General features: G+C 70.0%; 22 protein-coding genes. 9 read left to right on the forward strand and 13 right to left on the reverse strand.

Annotation, left to right across the window (positions count from 1 at the left end):
* Positions 1 to 27 precede the first annotated feature (27 nt).
* Positions 28 to 444: a hypothetical protein gene (locus tag RV986_RS19935; protein ID WP_475918716.1), complete on the reverse strand. Its 417-nt coding sequence runs from the start codon at positions 442 to 444 to the stop codon at positions 28 to 30.
* 241 nt (positions 445 to 685) lie between these two features.
* Between RV986_RS19935 and RV986_RS19940 the strand changes: the two genes are divergently transcribed.
* Positions 686 to 1312 (forward strand): uridine kinase family protein, encoded by a 627-nt coding sequence (locus tag RV986_RS19940; protein WP_475918717.1) that lies wholly within the window; start codon positions 686 to 688, stop codon positions 1310 to 1312.
* Positions 1313 to 1610: 298 nt separating this feature from the next.
* On the opposite strand, the gene RV986_RS19945 is transcribed toward RV986_RS19940, so the two are convergent.
* Positions 1611 to 2402, reverse strand: coding sequence for a SigE family RNA polymerase sigma factor (locus tag RV986_RS19945; protein ID WP_475918718.1), 792 nt, complete (start codon positions 2400 to 2402; stop codon positions 1611 to 1613).
* A 309-nt stretch (positions 2403 to 2711) separates the two neighbouring features.
* Between RV986_RS19945 and afsQ1 the strand changes: the two genes are divergently transcribed.
* The 5 genes from afsQ1 (at position 2712) to RV986_RS19970 (ending at position 6739) form a co-directional block, all read left to right on the forward strand.
* The gene (gene afsQ1, locus RV986_RS19950) at positions 2712 to 3389 is read left to right on the forward strand and encodes a two-component system response regulator AfsQ1 (RefSeq protein WP_475918719.1); all 678 of its coding nucleotides are present in this window, start codon (positions 2712 to 2714) and stop codon (positions 3387 to 3389) included.
* On the forward strand, positions 3386 to 4969 hold the full coding sequence (locus RV986_RS19955; protein ID WP_475918720.1) for an ATP-binding protein: 1584 nt from the start codon (positions 3386 to 3388) through the stop codon (positions 4967 to 4969). Before afsQ1 ends, RV986_RS19955 begins: the two co-directional genes overlap by 4 nt.
* The gene (locus tag RV986_RS19960) at positions 4966 to 5613 is read left to right on the forward strand and encodes a hypothetical protein (RefSeq protein WP_475918721.1); all 648 of its coding nucleotides are present in this window, start codon (positions 4966 to 4968) and stop codon (positions 5611 to 5613) included. Before RV986_RS19955 ends, RV986_RS19960 begins: the two co-directional genes overlap by 4 nt.
* A 219-nt stretch (positions 5614 to 5832) precedes the next feature.
* A complete protein-coding gene (locus tag RV986_RS19965; protein WP_475918722.1) occupies positions 5833 to 6384 on the forward strand; it encodes a VanZ family protein in 552 nt (183 codons plus the stop codon).
* A 154-nt stretch (positions 6385 to 6538) separates the two neighbouring features.
* Positions 6539 to 6739: a PspC domain-containing protein gene (locus RV986_RS19970; protein ID WP_475918723.1), complete on the forward strand. Its 201-nt coding sequence runs from the start codon at positions 6539 to 6541 to the stop codon at positions 6737 to 6739.
* 87 nt (positions 6740 to 6826) lie between these two features.
* On the opposite strand, the gene RV986_RS19975 is transcribed toward RV986_RS19970, so the two are convergent.
* Together RV986_RS19975 and RV986_RS19980 are read right to left on the reverse strand one after the other, a co-directional pair.
* Positions 6827 to 7180 (reverse strand): ATP-binding protein, encoded by a 354-nt coding sequence (locus RV986_RS19975; protein ID WP_475918724.1) that lies wholly within the window; start codon positions 7178 to 7180, stop codon positions 6827 to 6829.
* 141 nt (positions 7181 to 7321) lie between these two features.
* Positions 7322 to 8476: an adenosine deaminase gene (locus RV986_RS19980; protein WP_475918725.1), complete on the reverse strand. Its 1155-nt coding sequence runs from the start codon at positions 8474 to 8476 to the stop codon at positions 7322 to 7324.
* Between the two features lie 112 nt (positions 8477 to 8588).
* On the opposite strand from RV986_RS19980, the gene RV986_RS19985 reads away from it, so the two are divergent.
* The gene (locus RV986_RS19985) at positions 8589 to 9350 is read left to right on the forward strand and encodes a prolyl oligopeptidase family serine peptidase (RefSeq protein WP_475918726.1); all 762 of its coding nucleotides are present in this window, start codon (positions 8589 to 8591) and stop codon (positions 9348 to 9350) included.
* Positions 9351 to 9451: 101 nt separating this feature from the next.
* Here RV986_RS19985 and RV986_RS19990 read toward each other — a convergent pair whose 3' ends face one another.
* Positions 9452 to 10414, reverse strand: coding sequence for a LysR family transcriptional regulator (locus RV986_RS19990; protein WP_475918727.1), 963 nt, complete (start codon positions 10412 to 10414; stop codon positions 9452 to 9454).
* A gap of 62 nt (positions 10415 to 10476) precedes the next feature.
* Between RV986_RS19990 and RV986_RS19995 the strand changes: the two genes are divergently transcribed.
* Positions 10477 to 11778 (forward strand): MFS transporter, encoded by a 1302-nt coding sequence (locus RV986_RS19995; protein ID WP_475918728.1) that lies wholly within the window; start codon positions 10477 to 10479, stop codon positions 11776 to 11778.
* 187 nt (positions 11779 to 11965) lie between these two features.
* A complete protein-coding gene (locus tag RV986_RS20000) occupies positions 11966 to 12961 on the forward strand; it encodes a sigma-70 family RNA polymerase sigma factor (RefSeq protein ID WP_475918729.1) in 996 nt (331 codons plus the stop codon).
* Here RV986_RS20000 and RV986_RS20005 read toward each other — a convergent pair.
* From RV986_RS20005 to RV986_RS20040, 8 genes are all read right to left on the reverse strand, one after another.
* The gene (locus tag RV986_RS20005; protein ID WP_475918730.1) at positions 12863 to 13207 is read right to left on the reverse strand and encodes an STAS domain-containing protein; all 345 of its coding nucleotides are present in this window, start codon (positions 13205 to 13207) and stop codon (positions 12863 to 12865) included. The two genes, RV986_RS20000 and RV986_RS20005, sit on opposite strands and share 99 nt — an antisense overlap.
* 98 nt (positions 13208 to 13305) lie before the next feature.
* Complete coding sequence (locus RV986_RS20010; protein ID WP_475918731.1) at positions 13306 to 13890, reverse strand: Uma2 family endonuclease; 585 nt, start codon at positions 13888 to 13890, stop codon at positions 13306 to 13308.
* Positions 13891 to 13985: 95 nt separating this feature from the next.
* On the reverse strand, positions 13986 to 15269 hold the full coding sequence (locus RV986_RS20015) for a thymidine phosphorylase (RefSeq protein WP_475918732.1): 1284 nt from the start codon (positions 15267 to 15269) through the stop codon (positions 13986 to 13988).
* A gap of 86 nt (positions 15270 to 15355) precedes the next feature.
* Complete coding sequence (locus RV986_RS20020; protein ID WP_475918733.1) at positions 15356 to 15760, reverse strand: cytidine deaminase; 405 nt, start codon at positions 15758 to 15760, stop codon at positions 15356 to 15358.
* Positions 15757 to 17019, reverse strand: a complete 1263-nt coding sequence (locus tag RV986_RS20025) for an ABC transporter permease (RefSeq protein WP_475918734.1) — start codon at positions 17017 to 17019, stop codon at positions 15757 to 15759. Before RV986_RS20025 ends, RV986_RS20020 begins: the two co-directional genes overlap by 4 nt.
* Entirely contained in the window at positions 17016 to 18143 is a 1128-nt protein-coding gene (locus RV986_RS20030) for an ABC transporter permease (RefSeq protein WP_475918735.1), read from the reverse strand. The genes RV986_RS20025 and RV986_RS20030 overlap by 4 nt, the downstream gene beginning before the upstream one ends.
* Positions 18140 to 19801 (reverse strand): ABC transporter ATP-binding protein, encoded by a 1662-nt coding sequence (locus tag RV986_RS20035; protein WP_475924342.1) that lies wholly within the window; start codon positions 19799 to 19801, stop codon positions 18140 to 18142. The genes RV986_RS20030 and RV986_RS20035 overlap by 4 nt, the downstream gene beginning before the upstream one ends.
* 258 nt (positions 19802 to 20059) lie before the next feature.
* On the reverse strand, positions 20060 to 21109 hold the full coding sequence (locus tag RV986_RS20040) for a BMP family lipoprotein (protein WP_475918736.1): 1050 nt from the start codon (positions 21107 to 21109) through the stop codon (positions 20060 to 20062).
* Positions 21110 to 21124: the final 15 nt, after the last annotated feature.

Below are 21124 nucleotides of genomic sequence, written 5' to 3' on the forward strand. Positions count from 1 at the left end.
CGCGCCCCGTTTCGGGCGCGGGGAAGCTCACGAACCTCCCAACATCCCCAGCACCTGCCCCACCACCGGCACGCTCCCCACCGACGGCGCCTGCGCCAGCGGCCTCGTCAGGGTCTGCGAGGTCAGCGGCTTGAAGTCGGCGAGCCGGGTGCCGACCCCGTTGTCGAGCGGGTCGACCCCGGTGCCCGCGAGCGGGTTGGGCTTGAGGCCCGCGACCGGGCCGGTGACGTATCCCACTGTGCCGGTCAGCGCCCCCAGACCCGCCTGCGGGTCGAGGTTGCCCAGCGAGGTGGGCTGGGTGCGCATCGGGTCCACGGCGGGGGCCGTGTCCGCGACGGCCGGGCCGGCCGCGGCGGCCGCACCGGCAGCGACCACGCCGATCACGGCGGCGATGCGCGCGGCCGTGCGGGCCGCGGTGGTCTGCTGGACTGCGTGTCGCGCCATCGGGTTTCCTCTTCGGTGAACGTGAGCGGAAAGCAACAGGATTCGCACGCAGAGTAGTTGACCCGGCATCCCCGTGCGCGGCAATGGCGACCGATTCCCCTGCGCGGGTCAACAGACATACGGGCGCAAGCCAGATAATCGGGACGGAGCCGGTCCACGCGTCAGGGATACGCCAGGGATAATGGCTTGAGGCGTGCCGAAGCACGGCGAGGCCAGGTCGAGTCACAGAAGGTACAGAGAATTGGGTTCCCATCCCCCGATACCCACCCGTGTGGTGCTGCTCTGCGGCCCCTCCGGCTCCGGGAAGTCCCTTCTCGCGGCCGACTCCGGGCTCCCCGTGCTCCGTCTCGACGACTTCTACAAAGAGGGCACCGACCCGACGCTCCCCCAGGTCGAGGACAGCTCCGACATCGACTGGGACCATCCGGGGTCGTGGGACGCGGACATCGCCGTCGCGGCGATCGAGGAGCTGTGCCGTACGGGCCGTACGACCGTTCCCGTCTACGACATCGCCCTGAGCGCCCGTACCGGCGCGGAGGCGCTGCACATCGAGCGGACCCCGCTGTTCATCGCGGAGGGCATCTTCGCCGCCGAGATCGTCGAACGCTGCCGGGAACTGGGCGTACTGGCCGACGCGCTGTGTCTGTCCCGGGGCCCGGTGACCACGTTCCGCCGCCGTTTCCTGCGCGATCTGCGGGAGGGCCGCAAGTCGGTCCCGTTCCTGCTCCGCCGCGGCTGGCGCCTGATGCGCGCCGAACGCTCGATCGTGACCCGCCAGACGGCGCTGGGCGCCCACCCCTGCGGCAAGGCCGAGGCCCTGGGCCGACTGGCCGCGGCGGCCGCGGGACGCTGCGCGACACCGGCGTAACCGCCGCTCCCCCACGCGAAGGCACGCACCACGCACACACGCGGACGAGCACACACGCAGACATGCAAACGCGCAGACATGCGAACGCGCCCACACGAAAAGAGGCCCAGGCGGACCCTCCGTCCGCCCGGACCTTTTTCGTTTCCCCCGTGATCCCCCGTGTTCCCCCGTGATCCCCCGTGTTCCCCCGTGTTCCCCCGTGTTCCCCCCCATGCTCCGCAGGGGTCCCCCGACCCCGTTGGATTTCCCCCGGTACTGCTCCCCCGTACTACCTGTTACTACTTCCCCCCACAGACCTTCAGGCGACAAGCTCCCCGAAGGACTCCTCCTCGTCACGGCCGAAGCTGAGAACCTCGTCCTCACGCATCCGGCGCAACGACCGCCAGATGCTCGACTTCACCGTGCCGACACTGATGTCGAGGATCTCCGCGATCTCCGGGTCCGTGCGGCCCTCGTAGTAACGAAGGACCAGCATGGTGCGCTGGAGTTCGGGCAGCCGGGCCAGCGCCTGCCACAGCACGGCGCGCAGCTCGGTGCCGCGCATCGCGTCCGTGTCACCGGCGGTCTCCGGCAGTTCCTCGGTCGGGTACTCGTTCAGCTTGCGGCGGCGCCACGCGCTGATGTGCAGATTGGTCATGGTGCGGCGGAGGTAGCCCCCGACCGCGGCCTTGTCACTGATCCGGTCCCAGGCCCGGTACGTCGAGAACAGCGCGCTCTGCAGCAGGTCCTCGGCCTCGAAGCGGTCCCCGGTCAGGTGGAAGGCGGTTGCGTACAGGGAGGCGCGGCGCTCCTGGACGTAGGCGGTGAACTCCGCCTCCGACACCGAGCGACGTTCCCCCGTGGCCTCCCTGTACGCGGCTCCCCCGTGAGCTCCCCCGTTACCGCCGCTCTCCCCCGTGAACGCGTCAACCACCGTCATGTACCCGGTGTGCTGACGCCCGGTGCCGCGAGCGCACCCCCGCCCTCCCCCAAGCTCTCGACTACGCTCGAGCAGGGAGGTACCCCCATCCGCACCGGACCTCTCCGAACCCCTGACGTCGTGGAGCCGCGTGACAACTGCGCTAGTGCTGGTGCTGTGCAGCGTGTCCATCTCGCGCCCCCCGTCGTGGAGTTACCGGTTCTTCGTTTCGTTCCGCCGTGCTTTCTTGCTTGTGTCGAAAATCTTGCCCGGGCCACTTCATGGCCGTGTCCGCCGACTGTCACAGACCTGTCACAGGGCCCGCCCGCAGGCGCGTCACGGCACGATCACAGCCCGATGACAGAGAAGAGCGGTACGCCTGCGCGGACGCCCCTCGACCGCTCCCTTCCGCACGCGAGAATCACCCCCTTCTGTGCGGGAGATGGGTGGGAGCGCTCCAACTGTCGAAGAACCCCCTCGCCATGGGCCAGAATGACGTCCGTGCCTTCCCTGTTGCTGATCGAGGACGACGACGCCATCCGTACGGCCCTGGAGCTCTCTTTGACGCGCCAGGGACACCGAGTGGCCACCGCTGCCACTGGCGAGGACGGTCTGAAACTGCTGCGTGAACAGCGGCCGGATCTGATCGTGCTGGACGTGATGCTGCCCGGCATCGACGGGTTCGAGGTGTGCCGGCGCATCCGGCGCACGGACCAGCTGCCGATCATTCTGCTGACCGCGCGCAGCGACGACATCGACGTCGTGGTCGGACTGGAGTCCGGCGCCGACGACTATGTCGTCAAACCCGTGCAGGGGCGGGTGCTCGACGCCCGTATCAGGGCCGTCCTGCGGCGCGGTGAGCGCGAGGCCAACGACTCGGCGACGTTCGGTTCCCTCGTCATCGACCGGGCGGCCATGACGGTCACCAAGAACGGCGAGGATCTGCAGCTGACACCCACCGAGCTGCGGCTGCTCCTGGAGCTGAGCCGGCGGCCCGGACAGGCCTTGTCCCGGCAGCAGTTGCTGCGGCTGGTCTGGGAGCACGACTACCTGGGCGACTCGCGGCTGGTGGACGCGTGTGTCCAGCGGCTGCGCGCGAAGATCGAGGACGTGCCGTCCTCGCCCACGCTCATCCGTACGGTCCGCGGTGTCGGCTATCGACTGGACAGTCCTCAGTGACCAAACCGCAGGACAAGCTCCACGGCTGGGCCGCGGCGCGCAAGGCGATACTGGCAGGGCTGCGCTTCACCAGTCTGAGGCTGCGTCTGGTCGTGGTGTTCGGACTCGTCGCGCTCACGGCGGCCGTCTCGGCGTCGGGCATCGCGTACTGGCTCAACCGCGAGGCCGTGCTGACCCGTACGCAGGACGCGGTGCTGCGCGACTTCCAGCAGGAGATGCGCAATCACGCGAGCATGCTGCCCGTGCACCCGGCGCAGGACGAACTGCAGCGCACGGCCGGGCAGATGGCGAACAGCAGCCAGCGCTTCAGCGTCCTGCTGGTGGCCGAGGACGCGAACGGCAGCAAGGTCGTCGGGAACTCCGCGCTGGACACCTTCACCCTGGAGGACGTGCCCAAGTCCCTCCAGAAGGCGGTGAACAAGGAGCAGCCCCTCTCCTCGAACAACAAGTCCGCCTATCACCTGTACTGGCAACGCATCACCGACCACGACAAGCCGTACCTCGTGGGCGGCGCGAAGGTCATCGGCGGTACGACGACCGGGTACATGCTCAAGTCCCTGGAGCCGGAGGCCAAGGACCTCAACTCCCTGGCCTGGTCGCTCGGCATCGCCACCGGACTCGCCCTGATCGGCTCGGCACTGCTCGCCCAGGCCGCCGCGACGACGGTCCTCAAGCCCGTGCACCGCCTGGGCATCGCCGCCCGCCGCCTCGGCGAGGGCAAGTTCGACACCCGGCTGCGCGTCTCGGGTACGGACGAACTCGCGGACCTCTCCCGTACGTTCAACCACGCGGCGGAGTCCCTCGAAAAGCGCGTGGACGACATGAGCGCCCGCGAAGAGGCCTCCCGTCGATTCGTCGCGGACATGTCCCACGAACTCCGTACGCCGCTCACCGCGATCACCGCCGTGACGGAGATCCTGGAAGAGGAACTGGACGCGGAGACCGGCAGCGTCGACCCGATGATCGAACCGGCCGTCCGGCTGGTCGTCAGCGAGACCCGCCGCCTCAACGACCTCGTCGAGAACCTCATGGAGGTCACCCGCTTCGACGCGGGCACCGCCCGACTGGTCCTGGACGACGTGGACATCGCCGACCAGATCACCGCGTGCATCGACGCGCGCGCCTGGCTGGACGCCGTCGACCTGGACGCCGAACGCGGCATCATGGCGCGCCTCGACCCGCGCCGCCTGGACGTGATCCTGGCGAACCTGATCGGCAACGCGCTCAAGCACGGCGGCAGCCCGGTCCGTGTCTCGGTCCGCGCAGCGGCCGACGACCTGCTCATCGAGGTCCAGGACCACGGGCCCGGCATCCCCGAGGACGTCCTCCCGCACGTCTTCGACCGCTTCTACAAGGCGAGCGCCTCCCGCCCCCGCTCCGAGGGCAGCGGTCTCGGCCTGTCCATCGCCCTGGAGAACGCGCACATCCACGGCGGCGAGATCACCGCGGCCAACGCGCCCAAGGGAGGCGCGGTCTTCACACTGCGGCTCCCGCAGGACGCGTCGGAGCTGCTCGCCGACGACGAGCGAGAGCGCGAGCGCACCATGAACGGGAATGGCACGGAGGGCGGCGTCGGATGACGACCGAGACAGCTGTACGAGGTCGAAGTGCGCGCCGGTGGCCGGCCGCCCCGCTGCTCCTCGCCGTCCCCGTGCTCGCCGTGCTGCTCACGGGCTGCGGCATCCGCTCCACCCAGGTCCCGACGGACTTCGGCCCGGCGCCGTCACGGGTGCCGTGCGCCCTGTCCGGCCCCGACCTCTCCACCCAGGCCTCCCGTGGCATCCCGGTCCAGGTCTTCCTGCTCTGCTCCGGGCAACTGGTGACGGTCGACCGGTCCGTGCGGATTCCCGACGGTACGGCGGAGGGGGCGCGGCGGGTGCTGGTGGCGCAGGGGCTGCTCGACGAGCTCGCCGAGCAGCCCTCCACACCCGAGCAGCAGGCGGGTTACACGACGGCCGTGCGCGGTGGGATGACCGTGAGCGGGGCGCGTCCCAAGGACCCCGAGGACACGCTCCGCCTCAGCACCCCGCCGCAGGATCTGACCTCCGCCGCCCTGGCCCAGATCATCTGCACCTTCTCCGACTCCGCCGCCGCCCAGGACGACGGCTCGGTGGTCCTCGGCGGACCCGACGCCGCTCCGCTGCGCCGCTACGAGTGCACCACCGAGGCGCGCTCCGACCCCACGAGGACGTCTCCGCCGTCCACGGTGGTCGCGAGTACCTGAACGTACGACGACCGTTTCCCGCACCCCTGCCGCCCGAAGCCTTGCGACCGCGGGCCGGTGGGGGTCGGTCGCGCGGTTCTTCGCGCCCCTGAAGGGGCGTTCAGGGCCCGGGAGAAGCAGGCCGGTCCGCCCCGCACATGTGGCGCATCCCTCACCCCTCAGCCCCAAGCTCCCCAACAACCCGGAACCGATCCCGCCGACGCCCGCGTCTTGGGAGGCGTGCAACGTCAAGGCGAAGGCGGCGGAAGCGCCGTGATCCGCGTCCGTGCGGCAGGAGCTCTCCTCCTCGTCGCGCACCTCGCGTTCGTCGCCTGGATCACGCTGCGCCCCCTGAACGTCCCCTGGGTGAGCCCCGCCAACCTGCGCCCCTTCGCCGGCATCAGGGCCGACCTCGCGCTCGGCCCGGCGGAGGCGGCCCGCCGTATCGGCGAGGGCCTCGGCCTGCTCGCCCCGCTCGGCGTCCTGCTCCCGATGGCGGGCGGCAAGCTCACCGCGTCGCCCCTCGGCTCCCTCGTCCGCACGGTCGCCGCGGGCGCCCTGCTGTCACTGGGGATAGAACTCCTGCAGACCGGCGTCCCGGGTCAGGTCGTGGACGTCGACTGCCTGCTGCTCAACACGGTCGGCGTCGCCCTGGCCCACCTCGCGATCGTGCCCGCCGCCCGGGCGGGGCTCCGCCGCCGGGCGGAGACCCGGCGGCGCGCGACCCTCCCCCGGGAGGACACGGCTCAGGGTCGGACCCCGACGATTCCCAGGGTCGGCATCGCCCCATAGAGCGACGCTTCGCCCGCTTCGTCACCGTAGCGTTGAAGACATCGATGAAGACATCGATCAAGACATCGCTGAGGACGTCGACGCGGACATCCCGCCGGTCCGGCCGGAAGTCCAAGTGCCCGGTGTCCCGCCCCGGTTCACGAAGGAGCCCCTCATGACCGCCATTGCCCGCCCCACCGACGGCCGCATGATCGGCGGAGTGTGCGCAGCGCTGGCACGGCGCTTCGGCACCTCCGCGACCACGATGCGCGTGATCTTCGTACTCTCCTGCCTGCTCCCGGGCCCGCAGTTCCTGCTCTACATAGCGCTGTGGATCCTGTTCCCGTCCGAGGACAAGGCCCGCACCGCCTGGTAGCCGACACGGCGGTGGGGCGCACCCCCCAACCAGGGTGCGCCCCACCGGCGTTCGTACAGGCAAAAGGTCCGGCCAAGGGAAAAGGCGTCAGCCGAGCGGCAGCCCGTTGATCGGCAGGCCGTGCGTCGGCAGGCCCTGCAGCGGCAGCCCACCGAGCAGCCCGGCGACCGGCGCGGTCGGCCCGTCGGCGAGCACCTTCGCGATGGCGGGCTGAGCCGCGGCCACCCCCGCGCCGAGCGCGCCCTGCCCCTGGGTGAGCGCCTCGCCCGCACCCGGGAGCGCCGCCGCGACATTCTGCGCGGGCAGCGTCCGAGTGACGGTGTCCAGCGCCTGGGAGGCGTCCGGCACGGCCGGCGCCGCGTTCGCGGCACCGGCGCCGACGGCGGCGAAGGCAGCACCGAGGGCGGCGACACCGAGGGTCTTGGCAGCAGACTGCTTCATATTGAATGCGTCCTTGGATCCGTGTGACGGGGATGTGAGCGGTCCAAAAACGTAAACACGCAGAGCCACCCTCCGCAAACATCGAAAAGCGGCCGAGTCATGGAGAAGAAGTGAAGACCCGGCCGCCGTCCGCCCCTCCGATCAGGCCGAATCCCCCAAAGAACCGCTGGTCGAAGCGGTCTGCTGGAACAGCCATTCGGACTTGAGCTCGGCATATCCGGGCTTGATCACGTCATTGATCATCGCCAGTCGTTCATCGAAAGGAATGAATGCTGACTTCATAGCATTGACCGAGAACCACTGCATGTCGTCGAGCGAATAACCGAACACCTCGACAAGGTGCTCGAATTCGCGGCTCATGCTCGTCCCGGACATGAGCCGGTTGTCCGTGTTGACGGTAGCCCGGAAGTGCAGGCGGCGCAGCAGACCGATCGGGTGCTCGGCGTAGGAGTCGGCGGCGCCGGTCTGGAGGTTGGAGCTGGGGCACAGCTCCAGCGGGATGCGCTTGTCGCGGACGTAGGACGCCAGCCGGCCGAGCTTCACGGAGCCGTCCGCCGCGACCTCGATGTCGTCGATGATCCGCACGCCGTGGCCGAGCCGGTCGGCGCCGCACCACTGGAGCGCCTGCCAGATGGACGGAAGCCCGAAGGCCTCGCCGGCGTGGATGGTGAAGTGGTTGTTCTCGCGCTTGAGGTACTCGAAGGCGTCGAGGTGACGGGTGGGCGGGAAGCCGGCCTCGGCGCCCGCGATGTCGAAGCCCACCACGCCCAGGTCCCGGTAGCGGTTGGCCAGTTCGGCGATCTCCAGGGCACGGGCCGCGTGCCGCATGGCGGTCAGCAGCGCGCCCACCCGGATGCGGTGGCCGCCCTCCCGCGCACGCCGCTCCCCTTCCCGGAAGCCCTCGTTGACCGCCTCGACGACCTCTTCGAGGGTGAGTCCGGCCTCCAGGTGCTGTTCGGGCGCATAACGCACCTCGGCGTATACGACCCCGTCCTCGGCGAGATCCTGGGCGCACTCGGCGGCGACCCGCACCAGCGCCTCGCGGGTCTGCATGACGGCACAGGTGTGGGCGAAGGTCTCCAGGTACCGCTCCAGGGACCCGGAGTCGGCGGCCTCGCGGAACCAGACGCCGAGTTTGTCGGGATCGCTCTCGGGAAGCCCCGAGTAACCGCTCTCCCGGGCGAGTTCGACGATCGTCCCGGGGCGCAGGCCCCCGTCGAGGTGATCGTGCAGCAGGACCTTGGGCGCCCGGCGGATCTGCTCCGAGCTCGGGGTGTTCCGGATCTGGCTCGTCATTTTCGCACTCTAGCCTCTACGCGCATAGATCTCCTGTCGCACCGTCCGTCGATACGTAACGGTGACCCGGCGGACGGGTGGCGTGCACCGTCACTTCTGACACTGTTCTGTCATGGCACAGCAAGCGATGCCGGTTCGCAGGGCCCGGCTGGGAAGGGCGCTCGGCCCGGAGCCGACGGCGGTCAGCGGAGTGGTTCTGCTGCTCCCCGGCGGCGACGAGGTATCCGGGCGCAGGCCGTCCCACATGTTGGCGACCGCCTCCGTACGCGCGCTCGGCCGCCGTCTCATGCGCGCGGGACGCACGGAAGGCCTGGCCACCCATGTCGTGCACTACCGGTACCGCGGCTGGAACGGCAGCGAGGCGCATCTCGCGAGCGACGCGTCCTGGGCCGCCGACGAGGTCGTACGCCGCTACGGGGACGTGCCGGTGTGCCTGGCCGGTGTGGGTATGGGAGCCCGGGCGGCGCTGCGCGCGGCCGGTCACACCGCCGTCAACTCCGTTCTGGCGCTCGCCCCCTGGCTGCCCGAGGACGACGTGGCGGCGCCACCCGAACCGGTGAAACAGCTCGCCGGGCGGCGCGTGCTGATCGTGCACGGCACCAATGACGAGCGCACCGATCCGGAGTTGTCCTTCCGGCTCGCGGCGCGCGCGAAGAAGTCCAACCGGGACATCTGCCGGTTCGAGGTCCACTCCGACGGGCACGGGCTGCACCAGTACCGGGCCGAAGTCCACGCGCTGGCGGAGGACTTCGTGATGGGGGCGCTGTTCGGGCGCGGGGTGTCGCGTCCTTTGGAGGATGCGTTGGCCGCGCCGCCGCCGTTGGGGCTGCGGATGCCGCTTGCCTCCGGCTTCGGGCGGGCGTTGCGTCGTTAGGTTGTTTGTTGTCCGCGGGCGCGTGGGGGCTGGTCGCGCCCACGCGGCGGAGCCGCATATGTCAGAGCCCGGCGCCCCTGAAAGCGGGGCGCGGCTGTCGCTCAGTCCGGTAGCAAGTGGCCCCTCCTCGACAGCAGGAACTTCTTGAAGGCCGCCACCGGTGGGGTGTCCGGGTGGCCGTCCCGCCAGGCCACCCCGATCTCGCGGACCGCGCGCGGGGCCGTGACCGTCAGTTCGACCACCCCCGGGCGGGCCACGGCCGGCGGCGGCAGGAGGGCGACTCCGAGGCCGGCGGCGACGAGGCCGCGCAGGGTCTCGGTCTCCTCGCCCTCGAAGGCGATACGGGGCTTGAAGCCGGCCTCCTGGCAGAGGTCGTCGGTGATGCGGCGCATACCGTAGCCGGGTTCGAGGGTCACGAAGGTCTCGTCGGCGGCCTCGGCGAGGCGGATGCGTCTGCGGGCGGCGAGGCGGTGGTCGGCCGGGACGACCAGCCGCAGCTTCTGCTCGTCGAGGCGGCGGCCCACCAGGTCCGGCGCGTCCGGCACCGGCGAGGTGAGGCACAGGTCCAGTTCGCCCGAGCGCAGCCCCTCCAGCATCGCCTCGCCGTAGTTCTGGACGAGGCTGAAGCGGACCCGGGGATGGTCCGCGCGGAAGGCGCGGATCAGGCCGGGCACGGTCTCCGAGCCCATGGTGTGCAGGAAGCCGAACGCGACCTTGCCGCCGGCCGGGTCGGCATCCGCGCGCACCTCGTCGGCGGCGCGCTCGATCTCGGCGAGGGCCCGTTCGACGGAGGAGAGGAACGTACGGCCCGCGGGGGTGAGGGAGACCGTACGGCCGCGGCGCGCGAAGAGGGCGACCCCCAGGTCCTGTTCGAGCCGGACCATGGCCCGCGACAGGGTGGACTGCGGGACCCGCATCTCCTGCGCGGCCCGCGTGACGTGCTCGGTGCGGGCGACCCCGGCGAAGTACGCGAGGCGTGGGGCGAGCAACCTCGACATGCCCGCACTGTCTTCTGTGTCACTGGACGGCGACAGGTGAGTTCCTGACCTCTGCTGATGCACCATGGGAACGATTATGGCGATTCCATGCATTGGACGGATGAGCGGCGGCTCTTTAGGTTCGAAGTATGCCTTCCGCCAGTACCGGGGCGTCCACCACCGTGGGCGCCACCTCGTCCGTCACATCCTCCGTCACGTCCTGCGTCCCCGTCGTCGACTCCCGTATGGCCCCGGGCGGGCCCGGTTACCGCCGGATGAGCTTCGCCCTCTTCCTCGCGGGTGTCGCGACCTTCGCGCTCCTCTACTCCACCCAGGCCCTCCTCCCGCTGGTCTCCTCCGACTTCGGGGTCAGCGCGAGCGAGGCGAGCTGGACGGTGTCGGCGGCGACGGGCGCACTGGCGCTGTTCGTGCTGCCCATGAGCGCGCTGTCGGAGCGGTTCGGACGGCGTACGTTGATGACGGCGTCGCTGGCGGTCGCGGTGGCGGTCGGGCTTCTGGTCCCCTTCGCGCCGTCGATCGGCGCGCTGGTCGCGCTGCGGGCGGTGCAGGGCGCGGCGCTGGCGGGCCTTCCGGCCTCCGCGACGGCCTATCTGGCGGAGGAGGTCCGGCCCAAGGCCCTGATCACGGCGATCGGCCTGTTCGTGGCGGGCAACAGCGTCGGCGGGATGAGCGGCCGGGTCATCACCGGCTGGGTCGCGCAGGAGTGGGGCTGGCGGGTGGCCGTCGCCACGATCGGGATCATCGCGGTGGCCTGCGCGGTGGCCTTCCGTCTGCTCCTGCCGGCGCCGAAGCACTTCACGCCCGGCTCGCTGCGGCCGCGGGTGCTGGTCCGTACCGTCCGTGACCACCTCGCGAACCCGTTGCTGTGCCGGCTGTACGCGATCGGCGCGCTGTTCATGATGGTCTTCGGCGGGGTCTACACGGTGATCGGCTACCGCCTGACCGACGCCCCGTTCTCCCTCCCCCAGGGCATCGTCGGCTCGATCTTCCTGGTGTACCTGGTCGGTACGGTGTCGGCGTCCACGGCGGGCAGGCTCGCGGCCCGGCTGGGCCGGCGCGGCTCGCTCTACCTGGCGGGCGGCACGACCGCCTCCGGCCTCTTCCTCTCCCTCGCCGACTCCCTCCCGCTCGTCCTGCTCGGTCTGGTGCTGATCACCGCGGGCTTCTTCGCGGGCCACGCGGTGGCCTCCTCCTCCGTCAGCCACACCGCCCAGCGGGGCCGCGCCCAGGCGTCCGCCCTCTACCAGTCCGCGTACTACATCGGCTCCAGCGCGGGCAGCACGCTCGGCGCGGTCGCCTTCCACGCGGGCGGCTGGGGCGGGACCGTCACGCTCGGACTGCTCGCGGTCCTCGGCGTCGTCACGATCACGGTCTTCGGCTCCCACGCGGCGCGCGCGCAGGCCCGGCGCGGGCCGGCACTGGCCCACTGAGCGTTCCCACCGCCGCCGCGTGAAGTGGGCGATGCGCACCCGCATCTGGTCACGTCCGTGAACCAACCGGTCTGAGCTGCGCTTTTTTCCACACCAGGAGCCATTGTCAGTGGGCTGCGGTAGCTTCCGGAGTGCTGGCGCAAAGAGGCGGCGGTGCGAGGGGAACAGCCACAGGGGTGGGTTGGCCATGAGCGACGGTACGGCGACGACGACAGATCTGGACGTCCGGCTGGAGAAGCACCGGGTCGAGCTGACCGGGTACTGCTATCGGATGCTCGGCTCCTCCTTCGAGGCCGAGGACGCGGTGCAGGACACGATGGTCCGCGCCTGGCGGAGCTACGACAAGTTCGAAGGCCGCTCCTCGATGCGGTCCTGGCTGTACCGGATCGCCACCAACGTGTGCCTGGACATGCTGAACGCGGGCAACCGGAGAGCTCGTCCGATGGATCTGAGCGGTCCCTCGTCGCTGGCCCAGGCGGCGCTCACCCCCCGCCCCGACAACACCTGGCTGGAGCCGATGCCCGACGCCCGCGTGCTGCCCATGGTCAGTGACCCGGCGGAGGCGGCGGTGGCCAAGGAGTCGGTGCGGCTCGCCTTCATGGCCGCCCTCCAGCAGCTCCCGCCCAAGCAGCGGGCCGTGCTCATCCTGCGCGAGGTCCTCGCGTGGAAGGCGAGTGAGGTCGCCGAACTGCTCGGGACGACGGTCGCCTCGGTCAACAGCGCGCTCCAGCGGGCCCGCGCGACCCTCGCGGACGGCGAGGGCGCCGAGGCCGCCGCCGTCTCCGACCCGCTCGACGAGGAGCAGCAGAAGCTCCTGGAGCGCTATGTCGCCGCGTTCGAGGGGTACGACATGGCGGCGCTGACGGCGCTGCTCCACGAGGACGCGATCATGACGATGCCGCCGTTCGACCTGTGGCTGCGTGGCACGGCCGACATCACCGGCTTCATGACGACCCTCGGTGCCTCCTGCGCGGGTTCACGCCTGCTGCCGGTCGCCGTGAACGGTCTGCCCGGCTTCGCGCACTACAAGCCCGATCCGGAGGAGGGCGGCTTCAGCGCCTGGGCGATCCAGGCCCTGGAGATCTCAGACGGCCGCATCACCGGGTTCCACTGCTTCCTCGACACCAAGCGCTGGTTCCCGCTCTTCGGCCTCCCCCTCCAGCTCGAAGCGGAGTCCGACTAGATCGAGGAGCAGGAGGAGAGGCGGGGCCGGGGCGCGCAGCCGGATGCGGCCCCCGGCCCGGCGGGCGGCGAGCTGCATCCTGGCCAGTGCGTCGACGGTGGCCAGGCCGGGCGGACCGAGCCCCGCGACATCGCAGACCACCACCCCGGCCCCGGTGGCCACCAGCCGCGCGCGCACCTCGTCGCAGAGCCGCGCCACCTCGGCACGGGTGACGGGGCCGGGCAGCACGAGTACGGGGGGTGTCATGGGGTCCACGGTCAGTAGACCGGCGGGAGGCACGGAACTCATCGCGCCGGGGGTCACGACGCGTCGGGGCGAACAGGAGGGAGGCGCCGCCGCGTACCTCAGTCGACCGGGAATTCGCCCGTATCGATGGAGAGGTCGAAGGGAGCGGGGAGCTTGATGGCCTCGCCGAACTTGGCGGTGCTCAGGGGGCGGTAGACGTCACCCTTCGGTTCTCCGTAGAGCGTCGCCGTCGGGCCTTCGGGGGCCCAGCGGTCGACGAGAAGGTAGAGCGGGATGCCTGCGGTGGCGTAGGCGGCGGGTTTGCTGATGCGGTCGTGGCGGGCGTTGGACCTGGAGGTGACCTCGACGACGAGTTCGGCCAGGGCGGCCGGAATGTGGGTGTCCGAGGCCGTGCCCTCCCGCACAGGGGCCACCACGACGTCCGGGACGAGCATGCCCAGACGCGACGGCACGGCGATGGCCAGTGTCTGGAAGACCCCCCAGTTCTCGGGGATCACGGAGTAGAGGCGGCGCTGGATACGTGCCGCGATCACGTGGTGGCGGCACGCGGGAGCAGGTGACACGGTGATGATCCCCTCGACGATCTCCACCTTGCTGCCCTCAGGCCATTCCATCTCCTCCCAGAACCGGACGAGACCGTCCCAGCTCTGCTCGGGGTCGTGGCTGACGGTGAGTGCGCTCATGGCCTTCTCCTATCGGTGCGTCACCGAGTCCAGCACGCCGAACGGGACCGGTGGGGGTCCACCGATCCCGTTCACCCGAAAGGGAAAAGTACAGGTCAGGCAATACGCTCCAGCACCACCGGCGCGGGCTCGAAGGCCGTACCCGCGGCCGCGATGTCGTACGAACCCTCGACCGACTCCAGGGCGTACGCGAAGCGCTCCGGGGTGTCGGTGTGGAGGGTCAGCAGGGGCTGGCCCGCGGTGACGGTGTCGCCGGGCTTGGCGTGCAGTTCGACGCCCGCGGCGGCCTGCACCGGGTCCTCCTTGCGGGCGCGCCCCGCACCCAGGCGCCAGGCGGCGATGCCGATGTCGTACGCGTCCAGGCGGGTCAGGACACCGGAGGACGGGGCCGTCACCACGTGCTGTTCGCGGGAGGTGGGCAAATCGGCGTCCGGGTCGCCGCCCTGGGCCGCGATCATCCGGCGCCAGACGTCCATCGCCGAGCCGTCGGCGAGGGCCTTCGCCGGGTCGGCGTCCTTGATGCCCGCCGCGGCCAGCATCTCGCGCGCCAGGGCGATGGTCAGGTCGACGACGTCGGCCGGGCCACCGCCGGCGAGGACCTCCACCGACTCCCGGACCTCAAGGGCGTTGCCCGCCGTCAGGCCCAGCGGGGTCGACATGTCGGTGAGGAGCGCGACCGTCTTCACCCCGTGGTCGGTGCCGAGGCCGACCATCGTGGAGGCCAGTTCGCGGGCGTCCTCGATGGTCTTCATGAAGGCGCCCGTGCCCACCTTCACGTCCAGGACCAGCGAGCCCGTGCCCTCCGCGATCTTCTTGGACATGATGGAGGAGGCGATCAGGGGGATCGCCTCGACCGTGCCGGTCACGTCGCGGAGCGCGTACAGCTTCTTGTCGGCCGGGGCGAGGCCGTCGCCCGCCGCGCAGATCACCGCACCGGTCGTGTCGAGGACGTGCAGCATCTCCTCGTTGGACAGGAGGGCCCGCCAGCCCGGAATCGACTCCAGCTTGTCCAGCGTGCCGCCGGTGTGGCCGAGGCCGCGCCCGGACAGCTGCGGGACCGCCGCGCCACAGGCGGCCACCAGCGGCGCCAGCGGGAGGGTGATCTTGTCGCCGACGCCGCCCGTGGAGTGCTTGTCGGCGGTCGGGCGGGAGAGGGAGGAGAACTCCATGCGTTCGCCGGACGCGATCATCGCGGCGGTCCAGCGGGCGATCTCACGGCGGTTCATGCCGTTGAGCAGGATCGCCATGTTGAGGGCGGCCATCTGGTAGTCGGCGACCTCGCCGCGGGTGTACGCGTCGATGACCCAGTCGATCTGCGGGTCGCTGAGCTCACCGCGGTCCCGCTTGGTGCGGATGACGGAGACGGCGTCCATGGCCATGGCTTTCCTTCCGAAGACTTCGAAAATCCGCGGCCCCTCCCGATCGGTCGTCCATCGTCCGGTCGTCGGGAGGGGCCGCACAGGCGTTACTTGGTGAGGTTCTCCGGCCCGAAGGCCTGCGGCAGCATCTCGGAGAGCGGCAGGATTCCGGCCGGGGTCTCCAGGAGCAGGTCGGGCCCGCCGAACTCGTACAGCAGCTGGCGGCAGCGCCCGCACGGGACGAGGATCTCGCCCCGCCCGTCGACGCAGGTGAAGTGCGTCAGACGGCCGCCCCCGGTGTTCTGCAACTGGGAGACCAGACCGCACTCGGCGCACAGCCCGATCCCGTACGAGGCGTTCTCGACATTGCAGCCGGTGACGGTCCGGCCGTCGTCGACCAGGGCCGCCACGCCGACCGGATAGCCCGAGTAGGGGGCGTACGCACGGGACATGGCGTCCCGCGCGCGTTCCCGCAGACTCTCCCAGTCGACGGCCGCCGCGGCGGACGTCACTTGCCCTGTCCTCTCCGGTACGGCAGGCCGTCCGCCTTCGGCATCCGCAGATGCTGCGCGGACAGCGAGAGCACGAGCAGCGTCACGATGTACGGGGTCGCGGTCACGACCTGCTTGGGCACGTCGTCGGTGGAGGTGTACCAGACGAACATCAGGGCCGAGATCACGGCGGTGATCACCGCCGGGGCGTACTTCTTCTTCCACGCCAGGTACGCCGCGCCGAAGACCAGCAGGATCGCGAGCAGCAGGATCAGGGCGTGCACGTTGGTGGTGCCGCCGCGCAGGTTGAGGCTGTCGGTGTAACCGAACAGACCCGCGCCGAGGGCGAGACCGCCCGGCATCCAGTTGCCGAAGATCATCGCGGCGAGACCGATGTAGCCGCGGCCGGCCGTCTGACCGTCCAGGTACACGTTGGACGCCACGATGGACAGGAAGGCGCCGCCGAGGCCCGCGAAGCCGCCCGAGATGATCACGGCGAGGTACTTGTACTTGTAGACGTTGACGCCGAGGGACTCGGCGGCCACCGGGTTCTCGCCGCAGGAGCGCAGCCGCAGTCCGAAGGCCGTACGCCACAGCACCCACCAGGTCACGGGTACGAGGGCCACCGCGATGACCGTGAGCGGCGACAGGTCCGTGACCAGCCCGCCGAGCAGGCCCGCGATGTCCGAGATCAGGAACCAGTGCTTCCCGTTGAGCGTGTCCAGGCCGCTGGACAGCCCCGGAATGTCGAAGGTGCCGAGCGAGTCGATGGGCGGGGACTGCTTGGACGAGCCCTGCGGGGCGTCCTCGAAGGTGAACTTGGAGAGGTAACGGGTGGTGCCGAGCGCCAGGATGTTGATGGCCACACCGGAGACGATGTGGTTGACGTTGAAGGTCACGGTGGCGATGGCGTGCAGGATGCCGCCGAGCACACCGCCGATGATGCCGAAGGCGACACCGGTCCACGGGCCCCACTGGTAGCCCGCCCAGGCGCCGAACCAGGTGCCGAGGATCATCATGCCTTCGAGGCCGATGTTGACGACGCCCGCGCGCTCGGCCCACAGACCGCCGAGGCCCGCGAGGCCGATCGGCACCGCGAGGCGCAGCGCCGTGGACATCTGTCCGGTCGAGGTGATGCCGTCCGCGCCGGTGATCAGGCGGACGACGGAGGTCAGGATCAGTACACCCGCGATGATCAGCAGGAGTACGGGGAGCGAGAATCGGCGGCTGCCCTTGCCGGGCTGCTGCGCCTGCGGCTTGGCGACGGTCGCGGTGCTCATCGGGCAGCCACCTCCTTCGGGGAGTTGTTGTTGGCGGCGGCCGCGGCCAGTTCCTCACCGACCCGCTTCTGCTGGCGACGCAGGCCCCAGACGCGTACGGCCTCGTACGAGATGACGACCGCGAAGACGATCAGGCCCTGCATGATCGTGGCGATCTCCTTCTCGTACGCCACCGGGGTCGCGTAGTCGAGCGCCGGGGACGCCTTGTCGAGGAAGGCGATCAGCAGGGCGGCGAAGGCGATGCCGACGGGGCTGTTGCGGCCGAGCAGGGCGATGGTGATGCCGGTGAAGCCGAGTCCGGTCGGGAAGCTCAGGCTGTAGGTGTGGGCGTCGCCGAGCAGCAGCGGCAGGCCGGAGAGGCCCGCGACCGCGCCGGAGATCAGCATCGCGGTGAGCACCATCTTCTTGGCGTCGACGCCGGAGGCCGCGGCGGCGGTCTCGGAGGCGCCGGTGGCGCGCAGGTCGAAGCCGAAGCGGGTGCGGTTGAGGACGACCCAGTACAGGACGCCCATCAGGACCGCGAGGAAGACCAGGCCGTAGATCTCGCCGACGTCCGAGCCGAGATCGATGCCGGAGACCCAGCCGGAGTCCTTCATGACGCCGGTCGTGTTGTTGTTGCCGACCTGCACGCCCCAGATGTTGTCGAGGGTGAGGTAGCCGATGAGGCTGGTGGCGATCGCGTTGAGCATGATCGTCGAGACGACCTCGCTCACCCCCCGGGTGACCTTCAGAACACCCGCGATGCCGGCCCAGAAGGCGCCGGTCAGCATGCCGACCAGCAGCAGCACCGGGATCTGCAGGATGCCGGGCAGCGCGATGTGCGCGCCGACGACGGCGGTCATCATCGCGGCGAGGCGGTACTGGCCGTCGACACCGATGTTGAACAGGTTCATGCGGAAGCCGATGGCCACCGCGAGCGCCGCCAGGTAGTACAGCGACGCCTGGTTGACGATCAGCACCTGAACGTCGGAGTACGTCGCCTGTTCGAGCATCAGGGAGTACGGCTCGAACGGGCTCTTGCCCGAGGCGAGCAGCACGATCGACGTCAGGGCGACCGCCGCGACGAGCGCGATGACCGGGCCGGCCACCGCGAGGAGCACGCGCTCCTTGTCGAACTTCTTCATCGGGCCTCGTCCTCCGGGGCGGCGCTTTCCGCTACGTGCTCCAGGTGTCCGGAGGCGGCGCCGGTCATGGCCGAGCCGAGTTCCTCCGGGGTGACGGTCGCCGGGTCGGCGTCCGCCACGAGCCTGCCGTTGTAGATCACCCGGAGGGTGTCCGACAGGCCGATCAGCTCGTCCAGGTCGGCCGAGATCAGGAGCACGGCCAGGCCCTCGCGGCGGGCCTCGCGGATCTGGTCCCAGATCGCGGCCTGTGCGCCGACGTCCACACCGCGGGTGGGGTGGGCGGCGATCAGGAAGCGCGGCTTGTGGCTCATCTCGCGGCCGACGATCAGCTTCTGCTGGTTGCCGCCGGAGAGCGAGGCGGCGGTGACGTCGATGCCGGGGGTGCGGACGTCGTACTCCTCGACGATCCGCTTGGTGTCCTCCTGGGCGCCCTTGATGTCGAGCCAGAAGCCCTTGGCGTTGGGGCGCTCGGTGACATGCCCGAGGATGCGGTTCTCCCACAGCGGGGACTCCAGCAGCAGGCCGTGCCGGTGGCGGTCCTCGGGGATGTAACCGATGCCCTGCTCGCGGCGCTTACGGGTGGCCCACTGCGTGATCTCGTCGCCGAGGAACCGGATGGATCCCGAGTCCGCCTGCTTGAGGCCGATCAGCGCGTCGATGAGTTCGGTCTGGCCGTTGCCCTCGACACCGGCGATGCCCATCACCTCACCCGCGTGGATGGTGAAGGTGATGTCGTCGAGGACGCGCCGTACGCCGCTTGCGGTCTCGGCCGTGCCCTCCGTGAGCAGACCGGTGGCGGACGGCTCGGCGAGTTCACCGAGGGAGACGCCGCCGCCGGCGAAGGCCGTGAGGCCCTCGACCTGGATGACCGGCTTGTCCGTGACGGTGGACTCGGCGGTCTCCGGGGTGGGCAGTTCGCTGCCGACCATCATCTCGGCGAGCTGGCGGGGGGTCGTCTCGGACGGGACGGCCGTGCCGACCGTCGTGCCGCGCCGGATCACCGTGATCTCGTCGGCGACCGACAGGACCTCGCCCAGCTTGTGCGAGATGAAGATGACGGCCAGGCCCTCGGACTTGAGCTCGCGCAGGTTGTCGAAGAGTGCGTCGACCTCCTGCGGCACCAGTACGGCGGTGGGCTCGTCCAGGATCAGGGTGCGGGCGCCGCGGTAGAGGACCTTGAGGATCTCCACCCGCTGGCGCTCGGCGACACCGAGGTCCTCGACCAGGACGTCCGGGCGGACGTTCAGCCCGTACCGGTCGGAGATCTCCTTGATCTTCTTACGGGCGCCGCCGCCGATGCCGTACAGCTTCTCGCTGCCCAGGACGACGTTCTCCAGGACGGTGAGGTTGTCGGCGAGCATGAAGTGCTGGTGGACCATGCCGATGCCGCGCGCGATGGCGTCGGCGGGGCTGTGGAAGGTGACCTGCTCGCCTTCGACGGCGATCGTGCCCTCGTCCGGCTTCTGCATGCCGTAGAGGATCTTCATCAGCGTCGACTTGCCGGCACCGTTCTCGCCGACGAGGGCGTGGACCGTGCCCTTGCGGACCGTCAGGTGGATGTCGTGGTTGGCCACCACACCGGGGAAACGCTTGGTGATCCCCGCCAGCTCGACCGCGGTCGACTGCGCGGTGAGCGGAGGGCTGCTGGACGCGTCGATGGCGCACTCTCCTTGGAAAAGGGGCCTATCTACGCGCGTAGCGCCCCTGCTTTACTTAGTGCCCGGACCGACCTGACTGATTTTGAACTGGTTCGGGCCGTTCCGATCCGAGCATTCTGCCGCGCGGACGGGGCGCGGGAAGGTCATCCTCCCCACACCCCGTTCCGTGGCCGTAACGCTGCCATTACAGCGTTGCCTTGGCCATGGTTTCGGCGTCCGGTGATGACGTCGTGACCTGGGCCGGAATCAGGGCTCGGGTCAGGAGGTCTTGACCGTGATCGAGCCGTCCTTGATGCCCGCTTCGGCCTTCTTCAGCGCGGCCTGCAGGTCGGCGTCGTTCTTGAACACCGGGTTCGAGTCGGCCAGGCCCACACCGCCGGTGGCGAGGCTCGCACGGACGACGCCGGTCTGCGGCGTGCCGTCCTGCACCGACTTCGCGAGGTTGTAGACCGCCCCGGCGACGTCCTTGGTGGCCGAGGTCAGGATGGAGTCCTTGTACTTGGCCAGTGCGTCCTGCTTGTACTGGTCGGAGTCGACACCGATGGCCCACACCTTGTGCGCGGCGGCGGACTGGATGACGCCCTGACCCGACAGGCCCGCGGCGGCGTAGATCACGTCGGCGCCCGCCTCGATCTGACCCTCGGCCGCGTCCTTGCCCTTGTCGGGGCTGGCGAAGCCACCCTCCTGCGGCGTCTGGGTCAGGTACTGCTTCTCGATCTTGATCTTCGGGTTGACCGACTGGGCGCCCTGGACGTATCCGGCCTCGAACTTGTGGATCAGCGGGATGTCCACGCCGCCGACGAAGCCGATGTGGTCCTTCTTGGTGGCCTTCGCCGCCGCGACACCCGCGAGGTAGGAGGCCTGCTCCTCGTGGAAGACCATGTCGGCGACGTTCGCCGCCTTGTCCTGCTCGTCGTCGATGATGCCGAAGGTGATCTTCGGGTACTTCGCCGCGACCTCCTTGACGGCCGGCGCGTACACGAAGCCGACGCCGATCACCGGGTTGTAGCCCGACTTGGCCAGCTGCTCCAGGCGCTGCACCTTGTCCGCGTCGGACTCGCCGTCCTGCGGCTCGATGTCCCGGCCGCCGATCTTGAGGTCCGTCTCGGCCTTCTGGAAACCGGCGTACGCGGCATCATTGAAGGACTGGTCACCCTTGCCACCGATGTCGTACGCGAGACCGATGCCCTTGCCCTTGGCCGAGCTGCCGCTCGAGGCTTCGGTGGACGAGCCGCCACAGGCGGAGAGGACAACGGCGAGGGATGCGGTTGCAACGCCCGCAACCGCGATTCGGGACACCCGGCGCATGAACGTGACTCCTTA

Source organism: Streptomyces sp. RLA012 (genome assembly GCF_056270325.1).

Coding starts and splice junctions, on each gene's coding strand:
- RV986_RS20000 (WP_475918729.1), top strand. CDS start 11,966: ATGAGCGACGGTACGGCGACGACGACAGATCTGGACGTCCGGCTGGAG.
- RV986_RS19990 (WP_475918727.1), bottom strand. CDS start 10,414: ATGGTGCATCAGCAGAGGTCAGGAACTCACCTGTCGCCGTCCAGTGAC.
- RV986_RS20015 (WP_475918732.1), bottom strand. CDS start 15,269: ATGGCCATGGACGCCGTCTCCGTCATCCGCACCAAGCGGGACCGCGGT.
- RV986_RS20025 (WP_475918734.1), bottom strand. CDS start 17,019: ATGAGCACCGCGACCGTCGCCAAGCCGCAGGCGCAGCAGCCCGGCAAG.
- RV986_RS20010 (WP_475918731.1), bottom strand. CDS start 13,890: ATGAGCGCACTCACCGTCAGCCACGACCCCGAGCAGAGCTGGGACGGT.
- RV986_RS19975 (WP_475918724.1), bottom strand. CDS start 7,180: ATGAAGCAGTCTGCTGCCAAGACCCTCGGTGTCGCCGCCCTCGGTGCT.
- RV986_RS19985 (WP_475918726.1), top strand. CDS start 8,589: ATGGCACAGCAAGCGATGCCGGTTCGCAGGGCCCGGCTGGGAAGGGCG.
- RV986_RS19960 (WP_475918721.1), top strand. CDS start 4,966: ATGACGACCGAGACAGCTGTACGAGGTCGAAGTGCGCGCCGGTGGCCG.
- RV986_RS19945 (WP_475918718.1), bottom strand. CDS start 2,402: ATGGACACGCTGCACAGCACCAGCACTAGCGCAGTTGTCACGCGGCTC.
- RV986_RS19970 (WP_475918723.1), top strand. CDS start 6,539: ATGACCGCCATTGCCCGCCCCACCGACGGCCGCATGATCGGCGGAGTG.
- RV986_RS20040 (WP_475918736.1), bottom strand. CDS start 21,109: ATGCGCCGGGTGTCCCGAATCGCGGTTGCGGGCGTTGCAACCGCATCC.
- RV986_RS20005 (WP_475918730.1), bottom strand. CDS start 13,207: ATGACACCCCCCGTACTCGTGCTGCCCGGCCCCGTCACCCGTGCCGAG.
- RV986_RS19980 (WP_475918725.1), bottom strand. CDS start 8,476: ATGACGAGCCAGATCCGGAACACCCCGAGCTCGGAGCAGATCCGCCGG.
- RV986_RS19995 (WP_475918728.1), top strand. CDS start 10,477: ATGCCTTCCGCCAGTACCGGGGCGTCCACCACCGTGGGCGCCACCTCG.
- RV986_RS20030 (WP_475918735.1), bottom strand. CDS start 18,143: ATGAAGAAGTTCGACAAGGAGCGCGTGCTCCTCGCGGTGGCCGGCCCG.
- RV986_RS19935 (WP_475918716.1), bottom strand. CDS start 444: ATGGCGCGACACGCAGTCCAGCAGACCACCGCGGCCCGCACGGCCGCG.